This is a genomic window from Streptomyces europaeiscabiei, from assembly GCF_036346855.1.
Taxonomy (GTDB): Bacteria; Actinomycetota; Actinomycetes; order Streptomycetales; family Streptomycetaceae; genus Streptomyces; species Streptomyces europaeiscabiei.
This window is the reverse complement of record NZ_CP107841.1, coordinates 1,445,275-1,470,404: the sequence shown is the minus strand read 5'-3', so window position 1 is coordinate 1,470,404 and position 25,130 is coordinate 1,445,275. Positions and strand designations below refer to the sequence as shown.

Annotated in this window: 8 protein-coding genes; 5 read left to right on the top strand and 3 right to left on the bottom strand. The window is 71.5% G+C overall.

The genetic code is table 11. From position 1 onward, the window contains the following. Window positions 1–184 precede the first annotated feature (184 nt). The 5 genes from OG858_RS06150 to OG858_RS06130 all read left to right on the top strand — a co-directional run bounded on the left by OG858_RS06150 (window position 185) and on the right by OG858_RS06130 (window position 9,661). The gene (locus tag OG858_RS06150; RefSeq protein WP_319319955.1) at window positions 185–2,785 is read left to right on the top strand and encodes a tryptophanase; all 2,601 of its coding nucleotides are present in this window, start codon (window positions 185–187) and stop codon (window positions 2,783–2,785) included. A 318-nt stretch (window positions 2,786–3,103) separates the two neighbouring features. Next, window positions 3,104–3,616, top strand: a complete 513-nt coding sequence (locus OG858_RS06145; protein ID WP_327749579.1) for a cytidine deaminase family protein — start codon at window positions 3,104–3,106, stop codon at window positions 3,614–3,616. Window positions 3,617–3,769: 153 nt separating this feature from the next. Further along, the gene (locus OG858_RS06140; protein WP_327749244.1) at window positions 3,770–4,756 is read left to right on the top strand and encodes a hypothetical protein; all 987 of its coding nucleotides are present in this window, start codon (window positions 3,770–3,772) and stop codon (window positions 4,754–4,756) included. 109 nt (window positions 4,757–4,865) lie between these two features. Continuing rightward, window positions 4,866–6,713, top strand: a complete 1,848-nt coding sequence (locus OG858_RS06135; RefSeq protein WP_319068430.1) for an HSP90 family protein — start codon at window positions 4,866–4,868, stop codon at window positions 6,711–6,713. A 2-nt stretch (window positions 6,714–6,715) separates the two neighbouring features. Next, a complete protein-coding gene (locus OG858_RS06130) occupies window positions 6,716–9,661 on the top strand; it encodes a hypothetical protein (protein WP_086753074.1) in 2,946 nt (981 codons plus the stop codon). Between the two features lie 343 nt (window positions 9,662–10,004). Here the strand turns inward: OG858_RS06130 and OG858_RS06125 are convergent, their stop codons facing one another. The 3 genes from OG858_RS06125 to OG858_RS06115 all read right to left on the bottom strand — a co-directional run bounded on the left by OG858_RS06125 (window position 10,005) and on the right by OG858_RS06115 (window position 25,106). After that, entirely contained in the window at window positions 10,005–11,039 is a 1,035-nt protein-coding gene (locus OG858_RS06125) for a ketoacyl-ACP synthase III family protein (protein ID WP_179201092.1), read from the bottom strand. Further along, a complete protein-coding gene (locus OG858_RS06120; RefSeq protein ID WP_328545069.1) occupies window positions 11,029–23,568 on the bottom strand; it encodes an SDR family NAD(P)-dependent oxidoreductase in 12,540 nt (4,179 codons plus the stop codon). Before OG858_RS06120 ends, OG858_RS06125 begins: the two co-directional genes overlap by 11 nt. Window positions 23,569–24,416: 848 nt before the next feature. After that, window positions 24,417–25,106, bottom strand: coding sequence for a VC0807 family protein (locus tag OG858_RS06115; RefSeq protein ID WP_086751967.1), 690 nt, complete (start codon window positions 25,104–25,106; stop codon window positions 24,417–24,419). Window positions 25,107–25,130: the final 24 nt, after the last annotated feature.

Sequence of the window (25,130 nt, the reverse complement as noted above, 5' to 3'; positions counted from 1 at the left end):
GGCGCACCGCCTTATCCCATGCGGAGGCCACCAGGGGCGAGACCCGCGACCAGCCGCCGCGACACGAGATACCCGCCCAGGTCGGCGGGTATCTTTCTGTGTCCTCTCGCGCCCTCGGGGCCCCTGGGGCAGGGGCCCTGCCCCAAGCCCCGCCCCTGCACTCCGAGCAGCGGCGGGAGCACCGGTGAGCGCCACCGGGTCCGGCACCGGGAGGACCCGGAGAGACCGGACGCTCGGCGAACTCGTGGCGGGTCAACTCCTGCGGCTGTGCCAGGTGTCGGGGCTCTCACGATCCGACGCCGAGAGCTACGCGCACGTACTGACCGACTCTCTCGGAGCGGTGGCCGAACGGTCCCTCGACCTGCCGCCCCCCTCCCTGAGTTTCCTGTCCGACGACTCCACGCCGGTGGAGTTCTCGCTCTCCTTCACACCGGACGCGCCCCCCAGGGTGCGGGTGCTGCTGGAACCGGGATGCGGCGCGGACGGCCTTCGGGAGAACGGCCGCACCGGACTGCGCGTCGTCCGGTCGATGGCACGGCGCTGGGGCTTCGCCACCGAGCAACTCGACGCCCTGGAGGACCTCTTCCTCCCTCCCGACCCTCAGGGCTCCCTGGCGCTGTGGATCGCGCTGGAGCTGCGCCCCGGCGGTGTCCCCAAGGTCAAGGTGTATCTGAACCCGGCGGCGACCGGCGCGACGAGAGCCGCCGAGACGGTACGGGAAGCACTGGACCGGCTGGGCCACCGGCAGGCCTTCGGCATGCTGCCGTCGGCCGACGGCTACCCGTTCTTCGCCCTCGACCTGGGCGACTGGGCGGCGCCCCGAGTGAAGATCTACGCCACGCACCACGGACTGCCGGTGACCGGCACCGGCGGTCTGTGCCGGATGGAATCCGGGCCCGACAGCGAGATGCTGGAGGAGTTCCTGCGCACGGCGGGTGGGTTCGGCGAGGGAACGGGGCAATCGTCGGCCCCGGCGGCCCGGTTCGACCGGCGCCCTGTTCTCACCTGCCACTCCTTCACCCGGACGACGGGCGGCCCCACCGGCTTCACCCTCCATGTCCCGGTCAGGGACTACGCCCGGGACGACGGGGAGGCCCTCCGGCGGGCCGGGACCGTCCTGGGCCGCCACGGGCTGGACACCGGCGCGCTCGACCGGCCACTGGCCGCCGTCACCCCACGGCCACTGCGGGACGGCGCCGGACTCATCGCGTACGTGGCGCTGGCCCACGAGCAGAACCAGCCGCCCCGGGTGACCACGTACATCTCGTCGGAGGCCTACGAGGTCCGGCCGCCCAACACCTCTACGGCGAACACCCCGTCGGCGGACCACGCCACGCCGTCCTTCGGACGGTTCGAGTTCGGCCTCCGGCACGGCAACGACGAAGCAATCCGCAGTACTTCAGGAGCAAGGATCAGCATGGAGCCCTACCGCATCAAAGTCGTCGAGCCCATCGCGCTCACCACTCGACAACAGCGCGAGGCCGCGCTGGAGCGGGTGCACTACAACCTCTTCGACCTGCGCGCCGAGGAGGTGACGATCGACCTGCTCAGCGACTCGGGCACCGGTGCCATCTCGGCCGCGCAGCTCGCCGCGGGCATGGAGGGCGACGAGTCCTACGCGGGCTCACGCTCCTTCTACCGCTTCCACGAGACCGTGACCGAGCTGACCGGCTACCGGCACATCCTGCCGGCCCACCAGGGGCGTGCCGCCGAACGCATCCTGTTCAACACGCTCCTCGAACCCGGCGGCATCGTCCTGGCCAACACCCACTTCGACACCACACGGGCGAACGTGGAACTTTCCGGATGTCAGGCGCATGACATCCCCTGTGCGGAGGCCCGGGACCTCGACAGCGAGCGGCCCTTCAAGGGCAACATCGACCTGGACGCACTCCGGACCGCACTCGAGGGACCGGACGGCCCCCGCGTCCGCGTGGTGATCATGACGATCACCAACAACGGCGGCGGCGGCCAACCCGTCTCCATGGAGAACCTGAAGCAGACCGCCGAGATCTGCCGTCGGCACGGCGTCCCGATGATCCTGGACGCCGCCCGGTTCGCCGAGAACGCCTGGCTGGTGACCCGCCACGAGGAGGCGTACCGCGACCGCACCCCGCGCCAGGTCGCCGAAGAGGCGTTCCGTCTGGCCGACGGCTGTGTCATGAGTGCCAAGAAGGACGGCATCGTCCACATCGGCGGCTTCATCGGGCTCAACGACCCCGAACTCGCCGAGAAGTGCGAACGGCTTCTCATCGCCACCGAGGGCTTCGCCACCTACGGCGGTCTCGCGGGCCGCGACCTGGACATGATGGCCACCGGCCTACTGGAGGTGACCGAGCCGGCGTACCTCGCGGAGCGGGCCGACGTCGCCTCCCACCTCGCCGACCGCGTCCGCTCGGCGGGCGTCGACATCCTCGAACCCCCCGGGCTGCACGCCCTCTACCTCAACGCGGGCCGCCTGCTGCCGCACATACCGCCCCACCACTACCCGGGCCACGCCCTCGCCTGCCGCCTCTACCTCGAAGGCGGCATCCGCTCGGCCGAACTCGGTTCCCTCTACCTCGGCGAGGAGGACGAGGACGGCAACCCCGTCAAGAGCGCGCCGTACGAACTGGTCAGGCTCGCGCTCCCACGCCGGGTCTACACCCGTAGTCACTACGACCACGTCGGCAGGACCCTGGAACAGATCGCCAAGGAAGCGGACTCCGTCCACGGCTACCGGATCGTGGAGCAGTCCCCGATCCTGCGGCACTTCCGGGCCAAACTGCAGCCCGTGACCGGCTGAAGCAGTCCCACAGGCGTCTCGGACCTCCCGCACGGGTGACGGACCTGCCGGACATCCCCGGCCGGAGACGTCGACGCGCCGAAGTGAGCGCTCGACAGTGCTGCCCGGTGGCATCGGCCCGTCGGCCGCCGCCACCGGCGGCCACGCGCCCGGGCCCGGGACGCCGCGTCGGGCCGCGACCTCGACGCCCCGGCGGAGTGACCTCACCCTCCGCCGGGGCAGCGCCCTCCCGCCGCGACACGGGGCGGCGGGATGTCCGGCGGAACACGCACCGCCGATATTCGCTTGCACGACCTCGTCACTCGGGTCAGCGTCGCCCTGACACCGGACGAAGGCGGAGAAGATGACCACCGAGACCCACCCGTCGATCACGAACTCATCAAGGCAGCGACCGACGTCGCACGCACCCGCTGCCGGGGCGACAACCACACCATGGCAGCCGCGGCCCGCGCCCGGGACGGCCGGATCGTCACGGCCGTGAACGCCTACCACTTCACCGGAGGTCCCTGCGCCGAGCTGGTCCTCATCGGCGCGGCTGCCGCCCAGGGCGCCTACGAGCTGGACACCATGGTCGCCGTGGGCGACCGCGACCGAGGGGTCGTGCCCCCGTGCGGCCGGTGTCGTCAGGTCCTTCTCGACTACTTTCCCGCCCTCAAGGTCATCGTCGGCGAAGCCGATCGCATCCGCACCGTCCCCATCACCGACCTGCTGCCCGAAACCTACGTCTGGGCCGACCACCAGCTCGACGCCGAGCAGACCGCCCGAGTCGGTCGCGGCCGGCCCCCTCGGCACGAGCCGACACCTGCCGACACCAGGGCCGACACCGCCTGACACGGCATCAGGTGAACGAGGCATCAGAGACCGGAAAGGGCGAAAGGGCGGGACCGGGCCCGTGAAGCGCCGGTGAAAACCCTGTGGAAGCGGTGTCGGTGGGGCCGTTTATGCTGCACCGGACGATCACGCGGGACCAGGGGAGGGCGCGGCATGTTCGGCAAGCTGTTCGGCAGGGGGGCGGAGAGACCGACGGCGGATCCGCACGCCCTGCCCGTCCCGCGCAGGCAGAAGAACGGGATGTACACACTGCGCGCGCTCGGGGACACGCGGGTGCTCGCACTGGTGGAGGCCGCCGACGCGGGTGACTGGGAGGCGGTCAAGGCGGCGCTGGCCCCCTTCGACCTCGGCCGCGACCACCACATTCTCGGTGAGCTGGACGACCTGGACGGTGTGCAGGACTGGATCGGCCGGGCCGTCGAGGAGGACAAGGAGCACCGGGCGACCGCCCTACTGATATCCGGGGCGCGCCACATCAGCTGGGGCTGGGAGGCCCGCACCGCCGAGCGCGCCGTGAACGTCACGCAGGAGCAGTGGAAGGTCTTCCACGACCGCCTGCGCATCGCCGAGGAACAACTCCTCGAAGCCGCCGAGCTGCGGCCGGACTGGGTCACGCCGTGGCGCCGCCTGCTCACCTCCGGTCGCGGCATGTCGCTCGGCCGCGCCGTCAACGAGACCCGCCGTGACGCCGCCCTGCGCCGCGACCCGCTGGACTTGGAGACCCACCTCGAATGGGTGTCGCAGCTGCAGCCCCGCTGGGGCGGCGAGCCGGGCCAGGCACTGGCGTTCGCCCAGGAGGCCTCCGCCCGCGCCCCGCAGGGGCACCGCCTCGGCTGTGTGATCGCCATGGCGTACATCGAGGAGTGGGTCGAGTCGGACCGCGGGGACCACCTCGAAACCTCCGAGATCCAGGCGCAGTTGCGGGAAGCGGCGGACCACAGCATCCTCCACCCCGCCTACGTGTGGCGCCCCGGCTGGCAGTACGACTTCAACATGTTCGCCATGGCCCTGTCGCTGGCCGGTGAACGCCACACGGTCCGGCGCGTCTTCCAGACACTGGACGGCGCCTACACCAAGTGGCCGTGGACCTACTTCGGCGAGCCCGAGAAGCAGTTCGCCCGCCACCACCGCCGTGCCTGAGCGCCCGCCGCTCCTGGTCCCGCCCGGCCGCCACCGCCGTGCCTGAGTACCCGCCGGCCCCGGTGCCGCCCGCCCGCCATCCGTCACCCCTTCCACCCCGGACTGCCCGATGACTCTGCCCGACACCACCGTCGACCCGGCCGGCGCCGACCGCACCTTCCAGGTGGACCTGCGCGGCCTCGTCGACCTCCTCTCCCACCACCTCTACTCCAGCCCCCGCGTCTACCTGCGCGAACTGATGCAGAACGCGGTCGACGCGCTGACCGCCCGGCACGGCCTCGAACCGGCCGCCTCCGCCGACGCCTTCGGCATCCGCCTGTACGCCGACGTTTCGGTGGTCCGCGTCGAGGACGACGGCATCGGTCTCACCGAGGCCGACGTCCACACCTTCCTCGCCACGATCGGCCGCAGCAGCAAGCGCACCGAGGGCATCGCCGAGCAACGCGCCGACTTCATCGGCCAGTTCGGCATCGGCCTGCTCTCCTGCTTCCTCGTCGCGGACGAGATCCATGTCCTGAGCCGCTCCGCCCGCACCCCCGACGCCCCCGCCGTGGAGTGGCGAGGACGCGGCGACGGCAGCTACACCGTCCGCACCCTGCCCGCCTCCGCCCACCCCCGGCCCGGCACGACCGTCACGCTGACACCACGCGCCGACGCGGGCGAGTGGACCCGCCCGGCACAGGTGCACGCGCTGGCCCGGCACTTCGGCTCCCTGCTGCGCCACCCGGTGACCTTCGACGACGGCACGGGCGGCCAGGGTGCGGCCGTCAACCCCGAGCCCGCACCCTGGACCCGTACACACCCCACACCGGGAGCCCGGTCCCGCGCGCTGGCCGCGTACGGCGCGGACGTCTTCGGATTCACGCCGCTGGACACCATCGAGCTGGACCTGCCGGCCGTCGGTCTGAAGGGCATCGCGTGCGTGCTGCCCGAGGCGGTGCCAGCCGGGCGCCGCCACGGCCATCGCGTACACGTCAAGGGCATGCTGCTGTCCGAACAGGCCGAGGAGATCCTGCCCGAGTGGGCCTTCTTCGTCCGTTGCGTCGTCGACGCCGAGAGCCTGCGCCCGACGGCATCCCGCGAGTCCCTGTACGAGGACGACACCCTCGCCGCCGTCCGCGACGCCCTCGCCGAGCGGCTGCGCTCCTGGATCGCCCGAGCCGCAGCCACCGACCCGGACCTGCTGGCACGCTTCCTCCAGGCCCACCACCTGGCCGTGAAGTCGCTCGCGGTGCACGACGACGACATCCTGCGGATGCTGCTGCCCTGGCTGCCGTTCGAGACCACCGACGGGCACACCACCCTCGACGAGTTCGCGCGCACCCACCGCACCGTGCTCGTGACATCGAGCGTCGAGGAGTTCCGGCAGGTCGCCGCGATCGCCTCGGCCGCCGGGCTCGGCGTCGTCAACGGCGGCTACACCTACGACCGTGAACTGGTCCACCGGCTGCCCGAGATCAGGCCCGAGGCCACCGTCGCCGACCTAGACCCCGCCACCCTCACCGCCCACCTCGACCCCGTCGACCGGGAGACGGAACTCGCCGCCGCGGCCTACCTCGCCCAGGCCCGCGACGCCCTCGCCGTCTTCGACTGCGACGTCGCGCTGCGCACCTTCCAGCCCGCCTCCGCCCCTGCCCTCCTCGTCGACAGCCGCGAGGCCCGGCACGAGCGCACCCGCTCCCAGCTCGCCCGCGAGCAGGAGGGCGGCCTGTGGGGCGACATCCTCGGCCATCTGCGCCAGGAGGCCCCGCGGGCCCAACTGATCCTCAACCAGCTCAACCCGCTGGTCCGCACCGCCGTCACCATCGACGAACCCGAGCTCGCCCGCACCAGCGCCGAAGCCCTCTACGGGCAGGCCGCGATGCTGTCCCGGCGCCCGCTGAGGCCCGCCGAATCGAGCCTCATCAATCGCTCCTTCCTCGACCTGCTCGCCCACGCCCTCCGCAAGGACAGCTGACGATGCCGACCGCACCCGTGCCCCATCCCCAGACCACCGACGAACTGCACCAGGCGCTCCAGGAGAACCACCAGCGCCCCTACGGCCGCACCCGCACCGTCACCGCCGAGGAACTCGTCGACGCCGCCGAGCGGTTCGCGGAGCCCGTCCCCCTGGTCCGTGCCCTCCTCGAACTCCAGGAGGCCTACACCTACGGCTCCGAACCCCGGAAGTCGCCTGTCGTCTTCGCCCGCCTGCTCAACCTCTTCGACGAGCAGCCCGACGTCTTCGACGAGCGCCTGCGCCACATGCTGTTCTGGCGGTTCAAGTGGGTGTCCAACGCCCTGCGCGCGCTGCCCGAGATACCGCTGGCCGGCCTGCGCCAATGGCTGACGGAGATGCGCGACCGCTACGAGAAGGCCGGACTCGGCCTTCAGCCCTACTACGGACAGGCCTACCAGCTCGCCGCCCACGTCGGCGAGGACACCACCCTCGCCTACGAGCTGTGGGCGGGCCGCACCCGCACCCGGCTCAGCGACTGCGAAGCCTGCGAGATCTGCGAGTGCGCCCTGCACCACCTCACCGCGGGCGACGACGAGCGGGCGCTGAGCACCTGGGAGCCCGTCCTGGCCGGGAAGTCGTCCTGCCAGGAGGAGCCGGCCCGCTCCCTTTCGTACGCACTGCTGCCCCTGCTGCGCACCGGAAGGACCGACCGGGCACGCGAAGTGCACCTCGCCGGCCACCGCGGCTGCCGCCGCAACCCCTCGATGTCCGGGGAGGTCGGCCGGCACCTGGAGTTCTGCGCGCTGACCGGCAACGAGGCACGCGGCCTGGAACTGCTCGCCGAGAACCGGAACCTGTTCGAAGAGGTCGAATCACCGCTGGACCAACTCGACTTCCTCACCGGCGTGGAAGTCCTCCTCCAGCGCGTCGCACTCCTCGGCCACGACCAACTGCCCGCCGCCGGATACGCGGGCCGTACCTGGACGGTGGCCGGCCTGCGCGCCGAGGTGAAGGGCCGTGCCGACGACCTCGCCGCCCGCTTCGACGCCCGCAACGGAACCACGGCCCACACCGACCGTCGCAGGGCCCGGCTCGACCGCGCTCCGCTGCTGGACGCGCTCGAACTGACCCTGCGCCCCCGCACCCTCGACGACGTGGCCCCTGCCGCCCCGCTCTCCGCGCCCGCCGCCCGAACGGCCACAGACGTCCCTGACGCGTTGCCCGAACTCATCCTGCGGGCAAGAGAGTTGGAGGAGCAGGGGCACCCGGACGCACACGCCTGCTGGGCGCGACTGCGTACGCTCGTCGCCGCCCGCGACCACACCCACCCCGACGACCCGGCCGTGGGCCCGCTCGTACGACTGCGCGCGGACCTGCTGGCCGAAGAGGCGAGCCGGGCCGGTGAGAGGGACGAGTACGCCGATGCCGCCGCTCTCCACGAGGAGGCCGCGGCCCTGTACGACGACGCCGGGGCGCCGGGCCACGCGACGCTCGCCCGCGCCTGCGCCCTGCTCGCCACCGCCGAGATCCCCGCGCCGGGCGCCGACGAGGCCGAGGCGAGGACCGCCGCCCTGACCGCAGCCCACGCCGCCATGGTCCGCCTCCACGAGGAGACCACCGGCCTCGCTCCCTACCAGGAGGCCCGCCTGCTGCGGCTACGGGCGACCACGCTCGGCCTGCGCCTGCAGACCTCGGGCAGCGAGGAGCACTTCGCGCCGGTCCTCGCCGAAGTGGACCTGGTGCAGGAGTTCGCCACCCGCCACGATGTCGCGGGGCAGCTCTCCGGCGCGCTGCTGCTGCGGGCCGGTACCCACGCCATCTCCGGCGACCTGCCCACCGCGGTCACCGAGATCGACGCCCTCCTCGACCGGCTGAAGGCGCACGGCCCCGCCTGGCACCTGCCCCGCACGCTCGGACTGCGCGGCCGGCTCCAACTCGGCCTCCGGGACGCCCAGAGCGCCTACGCGGACCTCACCGAGGGCCTGCGGCTGGCCGCCGACTGGCCGGCCGACGCGGTCGGCACCAGCCGCCTCCACGCTGATCTGGCCCAGGCCTGCATGCACCTGGGCCGCCCCGACGAGGCACTGCGGCACCTGACGCGCTCGGCGGAGGTGGACCTGCGCCGCGGCAGCCGTACGGACGCGTTCTGCGCCTACAGCAACGCGGCCCAGCTCAGCCTCGACCTGGGCCGCGTCGAGGACTGCATCGCTCTGCTCGACTCCCTGCTGGCCGAACCGGACGTCACCGCCGGAGAAGTGGACGACCGGCTCGTCGCCCAACTGCGCCTGACCCGCGCCCGCGCGTTGCAGGAGGGGGACGACCTCAAGGCCGCCACGGCGGAGTTCGTCGCCCTCGCGGCCGAGTCGGCCGGCTGGGACGACGACCCGGGAAGCCACGCCATGATCGCCGCGGAGACGGCCGTACTTCTCGGCCAGGCCGGCGAGTTCGACCGGGCCCGCGAGGTGGTGGACCAGGCGATCGCCGCCCACGCCCGGGCCCCGCGCTACGAGCAGCTCAGCAACTGCCTGCGCGAACTCGCCCGGCTCCAGGCCCAGCGGCAGGGCCCCGACGGCCTGGCCGACGCCCTCGCCCTCCTGGGTGACGCCGACCGGATCGCCGACGAGGCCCGCGCCGCCGCGTACGAGACCCAGGGCCACTCCCTGGACACCGCCCTGGCCTACGAACACGGACGGGTCAACGCCTACGCCGGCGAGTACGAGGCCGCCCTGGCGGCCCTGGAGAAGGCCCTCGCGCTGCTCGGCGAGCCCGGACGGGACGACGACCGCGCCGGAGAATGGGCCGAGTGCGTCCGCCTCGCGGGCGCCGTGGAGGGCCTCTACCTGGAACGCCCCGCCCCCGCCCTCACCCGCCTCGACGCGGCGGTCTCCCGGCTGACCGCCCTGGGCCACACCGAGGAGACCGAGCCGCTGATCTCCCTCGCGGCCCAGCTGCGCGACGAGGAGTGACGCGGCGGTGCCGGGGCGACAGCCCGCCCCGGCACCGGGCCCGCTTCCGTAGGCCGTCGACGAGCCGCCCCGGAGCCGGCGCGGCGCCCGCACGACCTGCCCACGCCGACATCTCGTTCCGGTCGGCTCTCGTCCTCGGCCGGGGCTTCCTGCAGAGGTTCGGGGAGACCCTGGTTGGGTTTGTCCGGGGACGTGGCGTCTCTCGTCATCGAATCCGAGAGCCGCGGATCTCCTGGCCCATTGAGTGCGAGGGCATCCGTGTGCTCACCGCCTGCCGTGTCCTGCACCGCCGCCACCGGCGACCTCGACGTGTCGAAGACGATCCTGCGGTGGCGGAGAGACGTCATATCGCCCAGGTGGGAAGGTCGACGAGGGTGACGACACAGGCCGTGCACATCCAGCCCGGGCCCTGGGAGATCAACAGTACGTGGTCACCGGGAGCCACCTCGCGCGTACGGACCAGGTGCTCCAGGGTGATGAACACGTCGGCGCCGCCCACATGCCCGATGCCCCTGCCGAAGTCCCACGTGGAGCGGTCCATGGTCAGGCCGAGAGGCATCATGACCGAGTACTCGATCATCCGGCCATCCATGTTGATCGGTACGACCTTGGCGATGTCGTCGGCATTCAGGTCGGCGTCGACGAGTGCCCGGCGAATGACGCCGAGATTGAAGAGGGTGAGCTTCTCCAGGGTCTCGGAGAGCGGGGTCTCGGTCTCGCTGTAGCGAGTGGCCCGCTCAGCCATGTCCCCGTCGCTCTCCCGGCCCTCGTCCGGCAACAGTGAGCCGTCACCACGATGCCACCGCTCCAGCTCCGGCAGGATGCCCGAGCTCAGCGACCTGATCTGCGCGAAACCTTCGTCCGCGCTGATCAGGGCCGCGGCGCCGCCGTCAGCGAGGAAGTACGCCTGGCCGAGTCCCGAGTAACGGTTCAGGCCCGTGGCGGTGAAGTTCTCACCCGACGTGAGCAGTACGGTCTCCGCCTGGGCGGCGCCCGTCATCTGGCCGACCGCCACCTCCAGGGCACCCAGCATGCCGTTGCAGCCCTGACGCAGGTACAGCGACGAGACCGGCTCCACCTCCAGCTCGCGCAGGATGTATCCCGGTGGATAGGAGCCTTGAGGGCCCTGGTAATACACACCGCTGTGCACGTGGTCCGTGATGTCTTCCAGTTGCAGCTTCGACCGCTCCATGGCGACGCGCGCGGCGGAGACCGCGAGTTCCACGGCCGGAATGTCGTGCGCCAGGTGGGTCCCGGTCAGCCCGTTCGCGTCCACGGTCTCCTGGCTGATCAGCCCCTGGGCCACAGCCCGCTCGACGGGCTCGAACTCGTGCAGCACGACACCGAGCGAGTCGATGAACACATTGTCAATTCTCATCCGAGGGCCTTTCGATTCCGCCGAGAGTTGAAGATGCGGAGGCAAGGATCCGCTCGATCAAGTGCTCCGCGAGGTCCACCGGTGTGTCGAACTCGAACGCCACACTCGCCGACAGCCTCAGCCCGGTCGCCTCGACGAGGGCCGTGCGCAGTTGCAGAGCGGTGAGCGAGTCGAATCCGAGGTTCTTCAGCGGGGCGTCCGCGGCCACGCTGCCCGGTGCGGTGTGCCCGAGGACGGCACCCGCCCGGTCCCGTACGAGGTCGGTCACCACCGTCTCCCGCTCCGCCCTGCTCATCGCCGCCAGCCGCTGCCGGAGGTCCGTGTTCTCCGCCGGGGTGTCCCGGGCCGTGCGGCGGGTGCCGACGGGCACGAGAGCCCGCAGCACGGAGGCCGCGTCGCCGGTCTCCGCGTCGGCGGTCAGTTGGGCGAAGTCCAGCCGGGACGCGATCACGAGACTGCGCCCGGCCGCCCATGCCGCGTCGAAGAGTCCGAGACCCTGCTCCTTGACGAGCGGATGCGTTCCGCGCAGCACCACCGGCTGCCGGTCCTTCCCGGACGGGCCCGACAGGCTGCTCGCCCCGGCCCACAGACCCCATGCGATCGAGGTGGCGGCGACACCCCGGGAGCGCATGTGGTGGGCGAACGCGTCCAGGAAGGTGTTCGCCGCCGCGTAGTTGGCCTGTCCGGGACCGCCCAGGATGCCGGCCATCGAGGAGAACAGCACGAACTGCCCAACCCCCGCCTCGCGGACCAGTTCGTACAGGTTCACGACCGCGTCCACCTTGGGGCGCAGCACCTTGCTCAGGCGTTCCGCAGTCAGAGACGGGAGGATCCCGTCGTCCGTCGCGCCCGCCGTGTGCACCACGGCGCCGATCCGCCGGTTCGTGAGCAGGCCGGCCAGAGCTTCGCGGTCCGTCACGTCGCAGGCGGCCACCTGGACCCGGGCCCCGAGCTCCGTCAGTTCGGCTTCGAGAACCGCCGCCCGAGGCGCGTCCGGCCCTTGACGGCTCGTCAGCAGCAGGTCCTTCACACCGTGCTCGGTCACCAGGTGACGGGCAACCGCGGAGCCCAGCATGCCCGTCCCGCCGGTGATCAACACCGTACCGTCCAGGCCGACGTCCAGCCTCGGGAGAGCACTGCCCGGTACGAGACGGGCCATCCTCGGGACCCGCGCCGTCCGCCCGCGCAGCGTCCACTGCGGCTCGGTGGAGGACGCCACGCGGTCCAGGGCACGCCAGGTGGGCTTGGCGAGGTCGGTGTCCACGAGCACGAAGCGGTCCGGGTACTCCGACTGCGCGCTGCGGATCAGACCCCAGATGCCGGCCCCCACGAGGTCGAGCGGTGACGCGTCGTCGGACCCGGCCACCGCGGGGACGGCACCACTGGTGAGGAACACCAGCCGGGAGCGGTCGAAGACCGGTGTGTTCACCCAGGCACGGGCTGTCTCCAGGGCACGGACCGTCGTGGCGTGGACGGCGTCCACCAGCTCCTGCCCGGACAGCTCGCCGTACTTCTCCAGGAAGGGGGCCACGACGATGTCGGGGACGTCTCGGCCCCCCTCCACAGCGGCTGTCAACGCCGCCAGGTCCGGGTAGGTCTCCGTGTAGCGTCCCGCCGTCATCAGCGAGGACCGCATGCGCACACGGTCCTCGCCCACGATGGCCCATGTGGCATCGGCGTCGGAGGTGTTCGCCCGCGTGTCCACGGCGGTCCACTCGACGCCGAACACGCTGTCCTGCCGCGCCACGTCCGCGGCCCTGAGCACCTCACGCGCAACGGGTTCGAGCCGCACGGCCGGGACCGAGAGAACAGGGGCTCCAGTGGCGTCGGCGGCGGCCAGCGACACCGAGCCGTCCGGCCCCGGGGAGACACGGGCGCGCAGGATGGAGGCGCCGGACGCGTGCAGCGAGACCTCCCCCCAGGCCCGTACCCGCCAGGATGCGGCGGTCTCGGGCGCGACGCCCTTCATACCCGCCAGGCTGAGCAGGGCCTGCGCCAGCACCGGGTGGAGACCGAACCGTCGAGCCTCCTCACGCAGCGCGTCCGGTACGGAGATCTCCGCGAACACCTCGCTGTCCCGTCGCCACACGCCGTGTACGGCGGAGTGCACGGCCCCGTACTCCAGGCGCAGTTCGGGCTCGGGCATCGGGAGGGCGTCCGCGGGCGGCCAGGCCTCGAGATCCCAGTCCGGCTCGGCTGCCGCCGCGACCAGCTCACCCGTCGCGTGGCAGGTCCAGGGCAGCCCCAGGACGTCGTCGCCGCGCCGGGAGTGCACCAGGACCGTGCGTACGCCGGGCTCCTCACCCTCACCGACCGTGACGCGGACCTGAACGGCGCCGGACGCCGGCATCACGAACGGTGCCTGCGCGGTCAGGGCACGCAGTCGGCCCCTGCCCAGCTGCTCACCGGCCGAGAGGGCCAACTCCGCGGCGAGCCAGTCGAGTTCCCGCTCCGCACCCTCGGTGCCCTCATTTGCCGGCCATGCGGGCTTGCCCGCCGAGAGCCGGCCGGTGAACACCACGGTCTCGGTGCCGGGCAGTTCCACGGCCGCACCCAGCAAGGGATGCGAGGTGGGGACCGCGCCCAGCCCGGACGCACCACGAGAGGTGCCTGATGGTGTGTTGAGCCAGTGGTGGGTGCCTTGGAAGGGGTAGGTGGGGAGGTTGGGGTGGATGGGTGGTGTGGTGGGGCGGAGGGTGATGCCGTGGGTCCATGCGGTGGTGAGGGCGTGGGTGAAGTCGTGTGTGTCGCCGTGGTCGCGGTGGAGTGTGGCGAGGACGGCGGGTTCTTCTGTGGGGTGGTCGAGGGTTTGGAGTGTTTCCTGGGTCGGGAGGGTGAGGACGGGGTGGGGGCTGACTTCGATGTAGGCGGTGATGCCTGTTTGGGCGAGTGTGTGGGTGGCGGTTTGGTAGTCGACGGTGTGGCGGAGGTTTTGGTACCAGTAGTCGGCGTCGAGTTCGGTGCCGTCGACCGGGCCGCCGGTCAGTGAGGAGTAGAAGGGGAGTTCGCCGGTGCGTGGTGTGACGGGTGCGAGTGCTTGGAGGAGTTGGTCGCGTATTGCTTCGACGTGGGAGGAGTGGGAGGCGTAGTCGACGGGGACGCGTCGGAAGCGTGTCTGGTGCTCTTCGCACCAGGTGGCGAGTTGGTCGAGTGCTTGTGCGGGGCCGGAGAGGACGGTGCTGGCGGGGCTGTTGACTGCGGCGATTTCGAGTCCGAGGTGGGTGGCGATGGTTTCGGCTTCGTCGCGTGGTAGTGCCAGGGAGGTCATGCCGCCGTTGCCGGCTATGTGGGTGATGAGTTGTGATCGTAGGGCGACTACGCGTGCGCCGTCGGAGAGGGTGAGTGCGCCGGAGACGGTGGCGGCTGCGATTTCGCCTTGTGAGTGTCCGATGACTGCGGCGGGGTGGATGCCTGTGGCGTGCCATTGTGCGGCGAGGGAGACCATGACGGCCCAGAGTGCGGGCTGGACGACGTCGACGCGGTTGAAGTCGGGTTGGTCTGGTTCGCCGCGTAGTACGGCGAACAGGTCCCAGTCGACGAAGGGTTGGAGTGCCTGGCGGCATTCTTGGAGGCGTTGGGCGAAGGGGCCGTTGTCGTCGAGGAGTTTGACGGCCATGGTGGGCCATTGGGCGCCTTGGCCGGGGAAGATGAGTGCGGGGTTGCCGAGGGGGCGGCCGGTGCCGCGTATGACGCCGGTCTCGGTGTCCGGGTCGGTGTTGGTGTCGGCGAGTGTGCGCAGGCGTGTTATGAGTTCGGTGCGGTTGTTTCCGGTGATGGCGGCGCGGTGTTCGAACATGGTTCGTGTGCCGGCGAGCATGCGTGCTGCGGTGTCGGTCGGCAGGTCCGGGTGGCGTTCCAGGAAGTCAGCGACGCGTTCGGCCTGGGCTCGCAGTGCGCCCTCACCGCGCCCCGACAGCAGCATCGGCAGCATCGTGTCGGGTGTTTGGGGAGCGGCCGTGGGAACGTGCTCGGGGGGTGCTTCCTCCAGGATCAGGTGCGCGTTCGTACCACTGATCCCGAACGACGAGACGCCGGCGCGGCGCGGTGTGCCGGTGCGCGGCCAGGGCTCATTCTCCGTCAGCAGCCGGGCTTGGCCTGTGTCCCAGTCGACGTGGGGTGAGGGTGCGTCGATGTGGAGGGTGCGTGGGAGGGTGTCGTGGCTCATGGCCATGACCATCTTGATGACGCCGGCGACGCCTGCGGCGGCCTGGGTGTGGCCGATGTTGGACTTCACCGAGCCGAGCAGCAGCGGTTCCCCGGCCGGTCGGTCCTGGCCGTAGGTGGCGAGGAGGGCCTGGGCTTCGATGGGGTCGCCGAGGGTGGTGCCGGTGCCGTGTGCTTCGACGGCGGTGATGTCGGCGGGGGTGAGGCCGGCCTGGGCGAGGGCGGTGCGGATGACTCGTTGTTGTGCGGGACCGTTGGGGGCGGTGAGGCCGTTGGAGGCGCCGTCCTGGTTCACGGCGGAGCCTCGTACCACGGCGAGTACGGGGTGTCCGAGCCGTCGTGCGTCCGAGAGTCGTTCCAGCAGGACCAGGCCGACGCCCTCGGCGAAGCCGGTGCCGTTGGCCCCGGCGGCGAACGCCCGACACCTACCGTCGGAGGACAGGGCGCGCTGTCGGCTGAAGGCGGTGAACGTACCGGGGGTCGCGATGACGGTGGCGCCGCCCGCGAGGGCGAGGGAGCACTCGCCCTGCCGCAGTGACTGCGCCGCCAGATGGATCGCCACCAGCGACGACGAACACGCCGTGTCCACCGTGATCGCCGGCCCCAGCAGCCCTAGCAGATACGAGAGCCGACCGGAGATCACACTGGTGGCGTTGCCCGTGAGGAGCATGCCGTCCAGCCCTTCAGGGGCTTCGTGCAGCAGGGTCGAGCCGTACTCCTGGGCGATCGCGCCGACGAACACGCCGGCCGTGCTGTTGCCCAGGGACGTCGGGTCGATGCCCGCGCGCTCGAAGGTCTCCCAGGCCGTCTCCAGCAGCAGCCGCTGCTGCGGATCCATCGTCAGTGCCTCACGCGGCGATATCCCGAAGAACGCTTCGTCGAACCGCCCGGCACCCTCCAGGAAGCCACCGTTGAGGGAATAGGACGTGCCAGGCTTGTCCGGGTCGGGGTCGTACAGGGTGTCCAGGTCCCAGCCGCGGTCGGTGGGGAACTCGCCGATCGCGTCGGTTCCGGACCGCAGCAGCTCCCACAGGTCCTCCGGGCCCGCGACCCCACCGGGCAGGCGGCACCCCATCGCGACGATGGCGATGGGGTCGGCGTCCGTCGTGCCGCTCGCCCGGAGCGTCGGGACGGCCGCCGCCGCTGCCGTGACTCCGTCGCGGCTCTCGGCCAGGTGCTCCGCCAGGACCTGCGGGGTCGGATAGTCGAAGACGACGGTCGGGGCCAGCCGGAGACCGGTCGCGGTGTTGAGGCGGTTGCGCAGCTCGACGGCGGAGAGCGAGTCGAAGCCGACGTCCTTGAACGCGCTGTCGGCGCGTACTGCCTGCGGCGACTCGTGTCCCAGGACCGCTGCGGCGTGTCGGCGCACCACGTCGAGCAGGGCGCGTTCGGCCTCCTGCGACGAGAGTCCGGCGAGCCAGGCGCCGGCGTCCCCCGCGTCACCGGCTTCGCCGGCGGCGGTACGCCGCGTGACAGCGCGGACGAGACCGCTCAGCAGGGTGGGCACCCCGCCGGATCGCCGCCGCAGGGCGGCGTGGTCGAAGCGCGCGGCGACGAAGGCGGCACCTCGGCGGGCGACGGCGGCGTCGAGCAGCGCCAGTCCCTGATCGGCGGCGAGCGGCCGGACGCCGTTGCGGGCGATGCGGACGCGGTCGGTGGCACCCAGATGCTCGGTCAGGCCGCCGTCCTCCCAGAGGCCCCAGGCCACCGCGGTGGCGGGCAGTCCGAGCGAGCGCCGGTGCTCCGCGAGGGCGTCGAGGAAGGCGTTGGCCGCGGCGTAGTTGGCCTGTCCGACGCCGCCGAGCGTGCCGGCGACCGACGAGAACAGGACGAAGTGCGTCAGGTCGGCGTCGCGCGTGAGGTCGTGCAGGTGCAGGGCCGCGTCCACCTTGGGCCGCAACACGGCGTCGACCTGCTCCGGGGACAGACCGGATACCGTCCCGTCGTCGAGGACGCCGGCGCTGTGCACCACGGCGGTCAGGGGCCGGTCGAGGCCGCCGAGCACAGTGGCCAGAGCGTCCCGGTCGGCCACGTCGCACGCTTCGACGGTCACGGACGCGCCCAGGGCGGCGAGTTCGTCGATCAGGTCGGCGGAGCCCTCGGCTGTGGGTCCGCTTCTGCTCAGCAGCAGCAGGTGGCGGGCGCCGTGCGTGGCGACCATGTGCCGGGCGACGAGCCGGCCCAGGCCGGTGGTCCCGCCGGTGACGAGGGTGACGCCCTCGGGATCGAGCGTCCGAGGTTCTCCGAACGCCAGGTCGGCCGCGCGCGTCAGGCGGGGGACCAGCACAAGGCCTGCGCGAACGGCAGTCTGCGGCTCACCGGACGCGACGGCGGCGCGCAGCCCCGCCACGTCCGCGGCGCCGGCCGGGGAGTCCGCCTCGGGGTCCAGGTCGATCAGGACGAGGCGTCCGGGGTGTTCGGCCTGCACAGTCCGGGCGAGACCCCACACGGGGGCCCCTGCCAGGTCGGCCACGCCGGACGCGGGATCGGCCGCCATGGCGCCACGGGTCGCGAGGACGAGACGCGTGGCCTCGTACCGTTCCTCGCGCAACCAGCGCTGCACCTGTGCGAGGGCGGCCTGCACGCGTGCTCGGGCCGCGACCGCGGTGTCGGCGGCTTCCGGCCCGGGACGGTCACAGAGCAGGAGCAGGGTGTCGGGCGCGGGCCCCATGGTGTCCGCCGCCAGGTCCGGCACACCGTGCGCGTCGAAGCCCGCGTCGGTGAGGACGGAGGCGAAACGCGCGGCGTCGGGTCCCACCGCGAGCCATCGGCCCGCGGGCTGCGGCACGGGTGGGGTTGTCACGGGCTTCCACTGCGTGTGCAGCAGCATCTGCCGGACGGTCTCGTCCGCTGCGGATGCCGTTCCTTCCCCCATGGGCCGCGTCGACAAGGTGGTCACGGAGACGACAGGGGCTCCTGCCGGGTCCACGGCGAGCAGCGCGACGCCCTCCGGCTCCGGCCAGGTCAGCCGGACGCGCAGCGTGGTGGCCCCGGAAGCGTGCAGCCGGACACCGCGCCAGGAGAACGGCAGGCTGAGCGGCTGGGACTCGTCCTTGTCCACCTCGCCCAGGACGTCGGGGTGGAGGGCCGCGTCCAGCAACGCCGGGTGCAGACCCCAGTCGTCGGTCCTTTCCCCTTCGGGCAGGGTGATCTCGGCGAAGACCTCCGCGTTCCTGCGCCACACGGCTCGCAGGCCTCGAAACGCGGGGCCGTAGCCGTATCCGGCGTGGGCCATCCGCTCGTAGGCGTCCGCGACGGGCACCGCCTCCGCGCCCTGCGGCGGCCAGGTCGCCAGCGCTTCGGCGGCGTCGGTGTCATCCGGCAGGGCGGGGACCAGGAAGCCGCTGGCATGCCGGGACCACAGCGGGTCGGCCGTCGACTCGGCGCCGCTCTGCGGCGCGGAGTGGACGCTCACCGCACGGCGTCCCGACCCATCCGGCGCCCCGACGGTCACCTGCAGGCTGACGGTCTGCTGGGCCGCGACCACGAGCGGGGCCTCAAGGACCAGTTCTTCCAGGCAGGGAGTGCCCACCTCGTCACCCGCCCGTATCGCGGCCTCGACGAAAGCCGTTCCGGGAAACAGGACGGACCCTCGCACCACGTGGTCGGCCAGCCATGGATGCGTGGCCGTGGAGACCCGCCCGGTGAACACCACACCTTCCTCGTCCGCGCGGTGGATCGCGGCGCCCAGCAGCGGGTGAACGACGGGGCGCAGGCCGAACGACTGCGGGTCGCCGCCTGATGGTGTGTTGAGCCAGTGGTGGGTGCCTTGGAAGGGGTAGGTGGGGAGGTTGGGGTGGATGGGTGGTGTGGTGGGGCGGAGGGTGATGCCGTGGGTCCATGCGGTGGTGAGGGCGTGGGTGAAGTCGTGTGTGTCGCCGTGGTCGCGGTGGAGTGTGGCGAGGACGGCGGGTTCTTCTGTGGGGTGGTCGAGGGTTTGGAGTGTTTCCTGGGTCGGGAGGGTGAGGACGGGGTGGGGGCTGACTTCGATGTAGGCGGTGATGCCTGTTTGGGCGAGTGTGTGGGTGGCGGTTTGGTAGTCGACGGTGTGGCGGAGGTTTTGGTACCAGTAGTCGGCGTCGAGTTCGGTGCCGTCGACCGGGCCGCCGGTCAGTGAGGAGTAGAAGGGGAGTTCGCCGGTGCGTGGTGTGACGGGTGCGAGTGCTTGGAGGAGTTGGTCGCGTATTGCTTCGACGTGGGAGGAGTGGGAGGCGTAGTCGACGGGGACGCGTCGGAAGCGTGTCTGGTGCTCTTCGCACCAGGTGGCGAGTTGGTCGAGTGCTTGTGCGGGGCCGGAGAGGACGGTGCTGGCGGGGCTGTTGACTGCGGCGATTTCGAGTCCGAGGTGGGTGGCGATGGTTTCGGCTTCGTCGCGTGGTAGTGCCAGGGAGGTCATGCCGCCGTTGCCGGCTATGTGGGTGATGAGTTGTGATCGTAGGGCGACTACGCGTGCGCCGTCGGAGAGGGTGAGTGCGCCGGAGACGGTGGCGGCTGCGATTTCGCCTTGTGAGTGTCCGATGACTGCGGCGGGGTGGATGCCTGTGGCGTGCCATTGTGCGGCGAGGGAGACCATGACGGCCCAGAGTGCGGGCTGGACGACGTCGACGCGGTTGAAGTCGGGTTGGTCTGGTTCGCCGCGTAGTACGGCGAACAGGTCCCAGTCGACGAAGGGTTGGAGTGCCTGGCGGCATTCTTGGAGGCGTTGGGCGAAGGGGCCGTTGTCGTCGAGGAGTTTGACGGCCATGGTGGGCCATTGGGCGCCTTGGCCGGGGAAGATGAGTGCGGGGTTGCCGAGGGGGCGGCCGGTGCCGCGTATGACGCCGGTCTCGGTGTCCGGGTCGGTCTGCGTGTCCGCGTCGGTGTCGGCGAGTGTGCGCAGGCGTGTTATGAGTTCGGTGCGGTTGTTTCCGGTGATGGCGGCGCGGTGTTCGAACATGGTTCGTGTGCCGGCGAGCATGCGTGCTGCGGTGTCGGTCGGCAGGTCCGGGTGGCGTTCCAGGAAGTCAGCGACGCGTTCGGCCTGGGCTCGCAGTGCGCCCTCACCGCGCCCCGACAGCAGCATCGGCAGCATCGTGTCGGGTGTTTGGGGAGCGGCCGCGAGTACGTGCTCGGGGGGTGCTTCCTCCAGGATCAGGTGCGCGTTCGTACCACTGGCGCCGAACGACGAGACGCCGGCGCGGCGCGGTGTCCCGGTGCGCGGCCAGGGCTGGGACTCGGTCAGGAGCTGGAGCCGGTCCGTGTGCCAGTCGACGTGGGGTGAGGGTGCGTCGATGTGGAGGGTGCGTGGGAGGGTGTCGTGGCTCATGGCCATGACCATCTTGATGACGCCGGCGACGCCTGCGGCGGCCTGGGTGTGGCCGATGTTGGACTTCACCGAGCCGAGCAGGAGGGGGTTTCCGGCTGGTCGGTCCTGGCCGTAGGTGGCGAGGAGGGCCTGGGCTTCGATGGGGTCGCCGAGGGTGGTGCCGGTGCCGTGTGCTTCGACGGCGGTGATGTCGGCGGGGGTGAGGCCGGCCTGGGCGAGGGCGGTGCGGATGACTCGTTGTTGTGCGGGGCCGTTGGGGGCGGTGAGGCCGTTGGAGGCGCCGTCCTGGTTCACGGCGGAGCCTCGTACCACGGCGAGTACGGGGTGTCCGAGCCGTCGTGCGTCCGAGAGTCGTTCCAGCAGGACCAGGCCGACGCCCTCGGCGAAGCCGGTGCCGTTGGCCCCGGCGGCGAACGCCCGACACCTACCGTCGGCCGAGAGTGCCCCCTGGCGGCTGAACTCCACGAGCGCGCCGGGCGTCGACATGACGGTGGCGCCGCCCGCGAGGGCGAGGGAGCACTCGCCCTGCCGCAGTGACTGCGCCGCCAGATGGATCGCCACCAGCGACGACGAACACGCCGTGTCCACCGTGATCGCCGGCCCCAGCAGCCCCAGCGTGTAGGAGATGCGGCCGGAGGCGACGCTGACGGCCGAACCGTTGCCGAGGTAGCCCTCCAGGTTCTCGGGGGCACGCTCGTGGAGGCCGGGGCCGTAGCCCCCGTGCATCACACCGGCGAAGACACCAGTCCGGCTGCCTTTCAGCGAGACCGGGTCGATGCCCGCGCGCTCGAAGGTCTCCCAGGCCGTCTCCAGCAGCAGCCGCTGCTGCGGATCCATTGCCAGTGCCTCACGCGGCGATATCCCGAAGAACGCCTCGTCGAACCGCCCGGCATCGTCCAGGAACGCACCCTGCCGGGCGGACGACTTTCCACCGCCGCGGCTTTCGTCGTCCAGGAGCCGGTCCAGATCCCAGCCCCGGTCGTCGGGGAGCGGGCCGACCGCGTCGGTTCCCGCCATGAGCAGGTCCCACAGGTCCTTGGGCGTCCGGGTGCCGCCGGGCAGACGGCAGCCCATCGCCACGATGGCGATGGGCTCGTCCGACTGCCCCGTCACAGCCGTTCCCTCAGCGTCCTCCGCATCCTCGGCGCCGGAGCCGTCCTGTGCCAGGCCGTCGAGGTACCGCGCGAGAGCCTGCGGGGTCGGGTAGTCGTAGGCCACAGCGGCCGAGAGACGGTGGCCGGAGGCGGCGGACAGCCGGTCGCGGAGGGTCACGGCGGACAGGGAGGTGAAGCCGAGTTCGTGCAGGGGCCGATCGGCGGTCACCTCCTCGGAGGGCAGACCGAGGACGTCCGCGACCACGGAGCGCACCAGGCCGAGCAGCCCGTGCTGTGCCGTCAGGAGGCCGGCGCCGGCGGACACCGGGGGCACGGCGGGCGTTGTTCCGGTCGGGCTTTCGGCGGCAAGATCGGGGCGGACGTTCACCGACGGATTGACGACGAGCAGCGTTCCGGGCAGCTCGGCCAGCCGCCGACGGGCGGTCTTCCCCGTCGATGTACGCGGGATGCCGTCGACGATGTGGAACTCGTCGGGCACCTTGAAGTAGGAGAGTTCCCGGCGACAGGTCTCCAGAAGCTTGCGGGCGTCGATGCCTCCGGGGCCATCCGGTCCCGGCACCAGGTAGGCGACGGGCACCTCGCCCAGTACGGCGTGGGGCTTGCCCGCCACCGCGGCCTCGGCCACGCCGGGAACCCCGGCCAGAACGCGCTCCACCTCTGCGGGGTGGATGTTCTCGCCGCCGCGGACGATGAGTTCCTTGACCCGGCCGGTGATGGTGAGCAGGCCGGCCGGGTCCTGTCGGCCGAGGTCACCGGTGCGGTACCAGCCGTCCACGAGCACGGCCCGGGTCGCTTCCGGGTCGTTGTGGTAACCGGTCATGGTGGCCGGACTGTGCACCCAGATCTCGCCCTCCTGCCCGGCAGCCACCTCCTCGCCGGTCTGAGGGTCCGTCAGACGCAGTGTCAGGCCGGGCAGCGGGGTGCCGCAGGTGCCCATGACGCGTGGCCCGGTGGGCGCCTGTGTGGTGATGGCGCCTCCGGTCTCGCTGCTGCCGTAGCTGTCCAGGAGGCGGATGCCGAAGGTGTCTTCGAAGGCTTCGTGCAGCGCGGGAGGGCAGGCCGAACCGGCCGCCATGCACACCCGCAGCTCGGGCAGTTCGAGCCCGCGCTCGCGCGCGAGGTCCACCATGCGGTGGTAGGTGGTGGGGGAGCCGACGAGGAAGGAGGCCTGCTGGCTGCGGACGGTCTCCATGATCTCGTCCGGTGCCGAGCCCTCCATGATGTGGGCACAGGCGCCGACGGCCAGCGTGGCGAGGACGCCGATGTTGTGCGAGGCGGCGTGGTACAGCGGCATGGGCCACACGAGGCGGTCGGTCGGGGACAGACCGAGGATCGGCCCGGTGCACGCGGCCGTGGCCCACAGGGACTTGCGCTGGGTCGTGACCACGCCCTTGGGGCGTCCGGTGGTGCCGGACGTGTACAGGATCCAGGCCGTCTCGTCCAGGTCCAGGTCGTCCCGCGCGTCGGCGGGCGGCGCGGTGACGGCGAGGTGCTCGAAGTCTGTGGCACCCGCCATGGGCTCGGCGGCACCGACGACGATCAGGCCGCAGTCCAGGCCGCTGCTCCGAACGGTCCGTACCACCTGGGGTATCTGTGCCGCGCCGCTGATCACCGTGCGGGCGCCGCTGTCGGCCAGGTGGTGGGCGAGCTCGGTGTCGGAGGACCGCGGGTCGACCGGCACGCCGACGGCTCCCGCGCGCGTGACGGCGAGATAACTCTCGACCATCTCGACCCGGTTGCCCATGCGCAGCAGGACGCGGTCGCCGCGGCCGACCCCGAGTGCGGCGAGGTGCCCGGCCAGGAACCGGGTGCGCCGCTCCAGAGCGCCGTAGGTGACGGAACGCCGAGAGTCCTGGAAAGCCCGCTCGTCCGCTCGCTGCGAGGCGTGGTCCGTGAGGATCTGGTGCAGCGGGCGGACAAGTGCGACAGAGGGCTCTTCAGTCACAGCTCGACTTCCAATCACATGGACAATGGACGGACTCTGACAATCCGGGCCGCCATCCTCCAGGCACCGCCGGCACATGGAGCGGCAGAGATCTTTCCCCGACCTTTGGCAAGCAGTATGTCGAGGGGTGCGCTAGGTCTTTTTCTAAACCCGGCAGGGTGATGTCCTCGACGCCGCCTGTCCGGTTCTCGCACTGGCCCGGAACGCAGGGTGAGCGATTCATTCGTCGACGCGGTCCGCCGCGCCGTTCCCACGTTTGTCATCCGGATCACGGGCTGACGGTCCGGCCGTAGGCAGCCTGACTTGACGGCGCGCACACGACGGCTGTGATGGGTGCCAGTGCCAGTGCCAGTGCCAGTGCCAGTGCCAGTGGCACTGGCACTGGCGGTGCCGAATGTGGAAGTGGAACGGGTGGGCGTGCGGCGGGGGTTGTTCACCGCGCACGCCATGCCGGTCGGCTGAAAGCATCCGGGCGGAGTCCGGGGAGACGGCCGCTCATGAGCACGGTCACGGACCACCGCACCATGGCTTCGCGCAGGGCGCGCAGGGTCTCGTCATCACAGGCCCGGCTCTGTCGGCCGACGGCGCCGACTGTGGCACCGTCGTATCACGGTGCCCTGCCCGCCCTCGTCCTGGACGTACGCGGCGCGGCGGATGCGGCGGCCGCTCGCACCGGTGACGGACCGGTACATGCGGCTTGACGTGCGGCCTCCTGGAGTCGGGCCGCTCGGGTCAGGGCGTCCACCGACGTGCGGTACGCCGCGTTCGGTCCGCTGCCGGAAACGCCGCTCGACAGGGTGATCCGCGCAGCAGTGCCTGCCGGTTTCGGTCCCGCTCAACGGACCGGCTCACCGGCCCGGCCGGCGGCGGCCGAAGATCTTGGTCATGGTGCCCGACCGGTACAGGGTGACCTGGGTGATCACCTGCAGCAGGATCCACGACACCGCGTACAGGACGCCGTCCAGCGCGGGCACGGTGTCGACGGGCAGGGTGTAGGCCATCGCCACCCGCAGCAGCGCGTCACAGAACAGGCCCACGCTCCACAGCACCGTCAGACCGCGCCACACTCCTCTGAAGGACGCATCCGTTTCCCACAGGTGCTCCAGCAACGTCGCCCGGCCCGGCAGCAGAGAGCGCAACGCCTGGTAGGTGAAAGGGCGTGCGGTGAACAGAGTGATCAGCAGCCACAGTCCGGCCAGCGCGGTGAACAGGCCGTTGCGTGCGAGCGCGAGGCGCGGGTCCGCGGTCAGCAGCGAGCCCAGCGCGCTCACCAGCAGCAGCGCGATGGTGAACACCCCGAGGGCGTCCAGCCTGCGATGACGTATCGCGGAGTGGAGCGTGTGCAGGGCGGGTGCCGAGCCGCCCAGCAGCAGCGCCGTGATCTCTCCCACGCCGACCGCGCGGAGCGCGTAGTAGAGCCCGACGGGCAACACGATGTCGCAGACCACGGGGACGACGAAACCCCATGAGGAGGACGGGCGTTCGGCCGCGGTGGGGACAGCGGCCGCGGGTTCGGAGCTGGGTGTGGGGGAAACCATGGCACTCCTGAGGCGTGGCCGGCG

Bases quoted from the DNA above. Each gene is read 5' to 3' on its own strand.
- OG858_RS06140 (WP_327749244.1), top strand. From the start codon at position 3,770: ATGTTCGGCAAGCTGTTCGGCAGGGGGGCGGAGAGACCGACGGCGGAT.
- OG858_RS06135 (WP_319068430.1), top strand. From the start codon at position 4,866: ATGACTCTGCCCGACACCACCGTCGACCCGGCCGGCGCCGACCGCACC.
- OG858_RS06130 (WP_086753074.1), top strand. From the start codon at position 6,716: ATGCCGACCGCACCCGTGCCCCATCCCCAGACCACCGACGAACTGCAC.
- OG858_RS06125 (WP_179201092.1), bottom strand. From the start codon at position 11,039: ATGAGAATTGACAATGTGTTCATCGACTCGCTCGGTGTCGTGCTGCAC.
- OG858_RS06115 (WP_086751967.1), bottom strand. From the start codon at position 25,106: ATGGTTTCCCCCACACCCAGCTCCGAACCCGCGGCCGCTGTCCCCACC.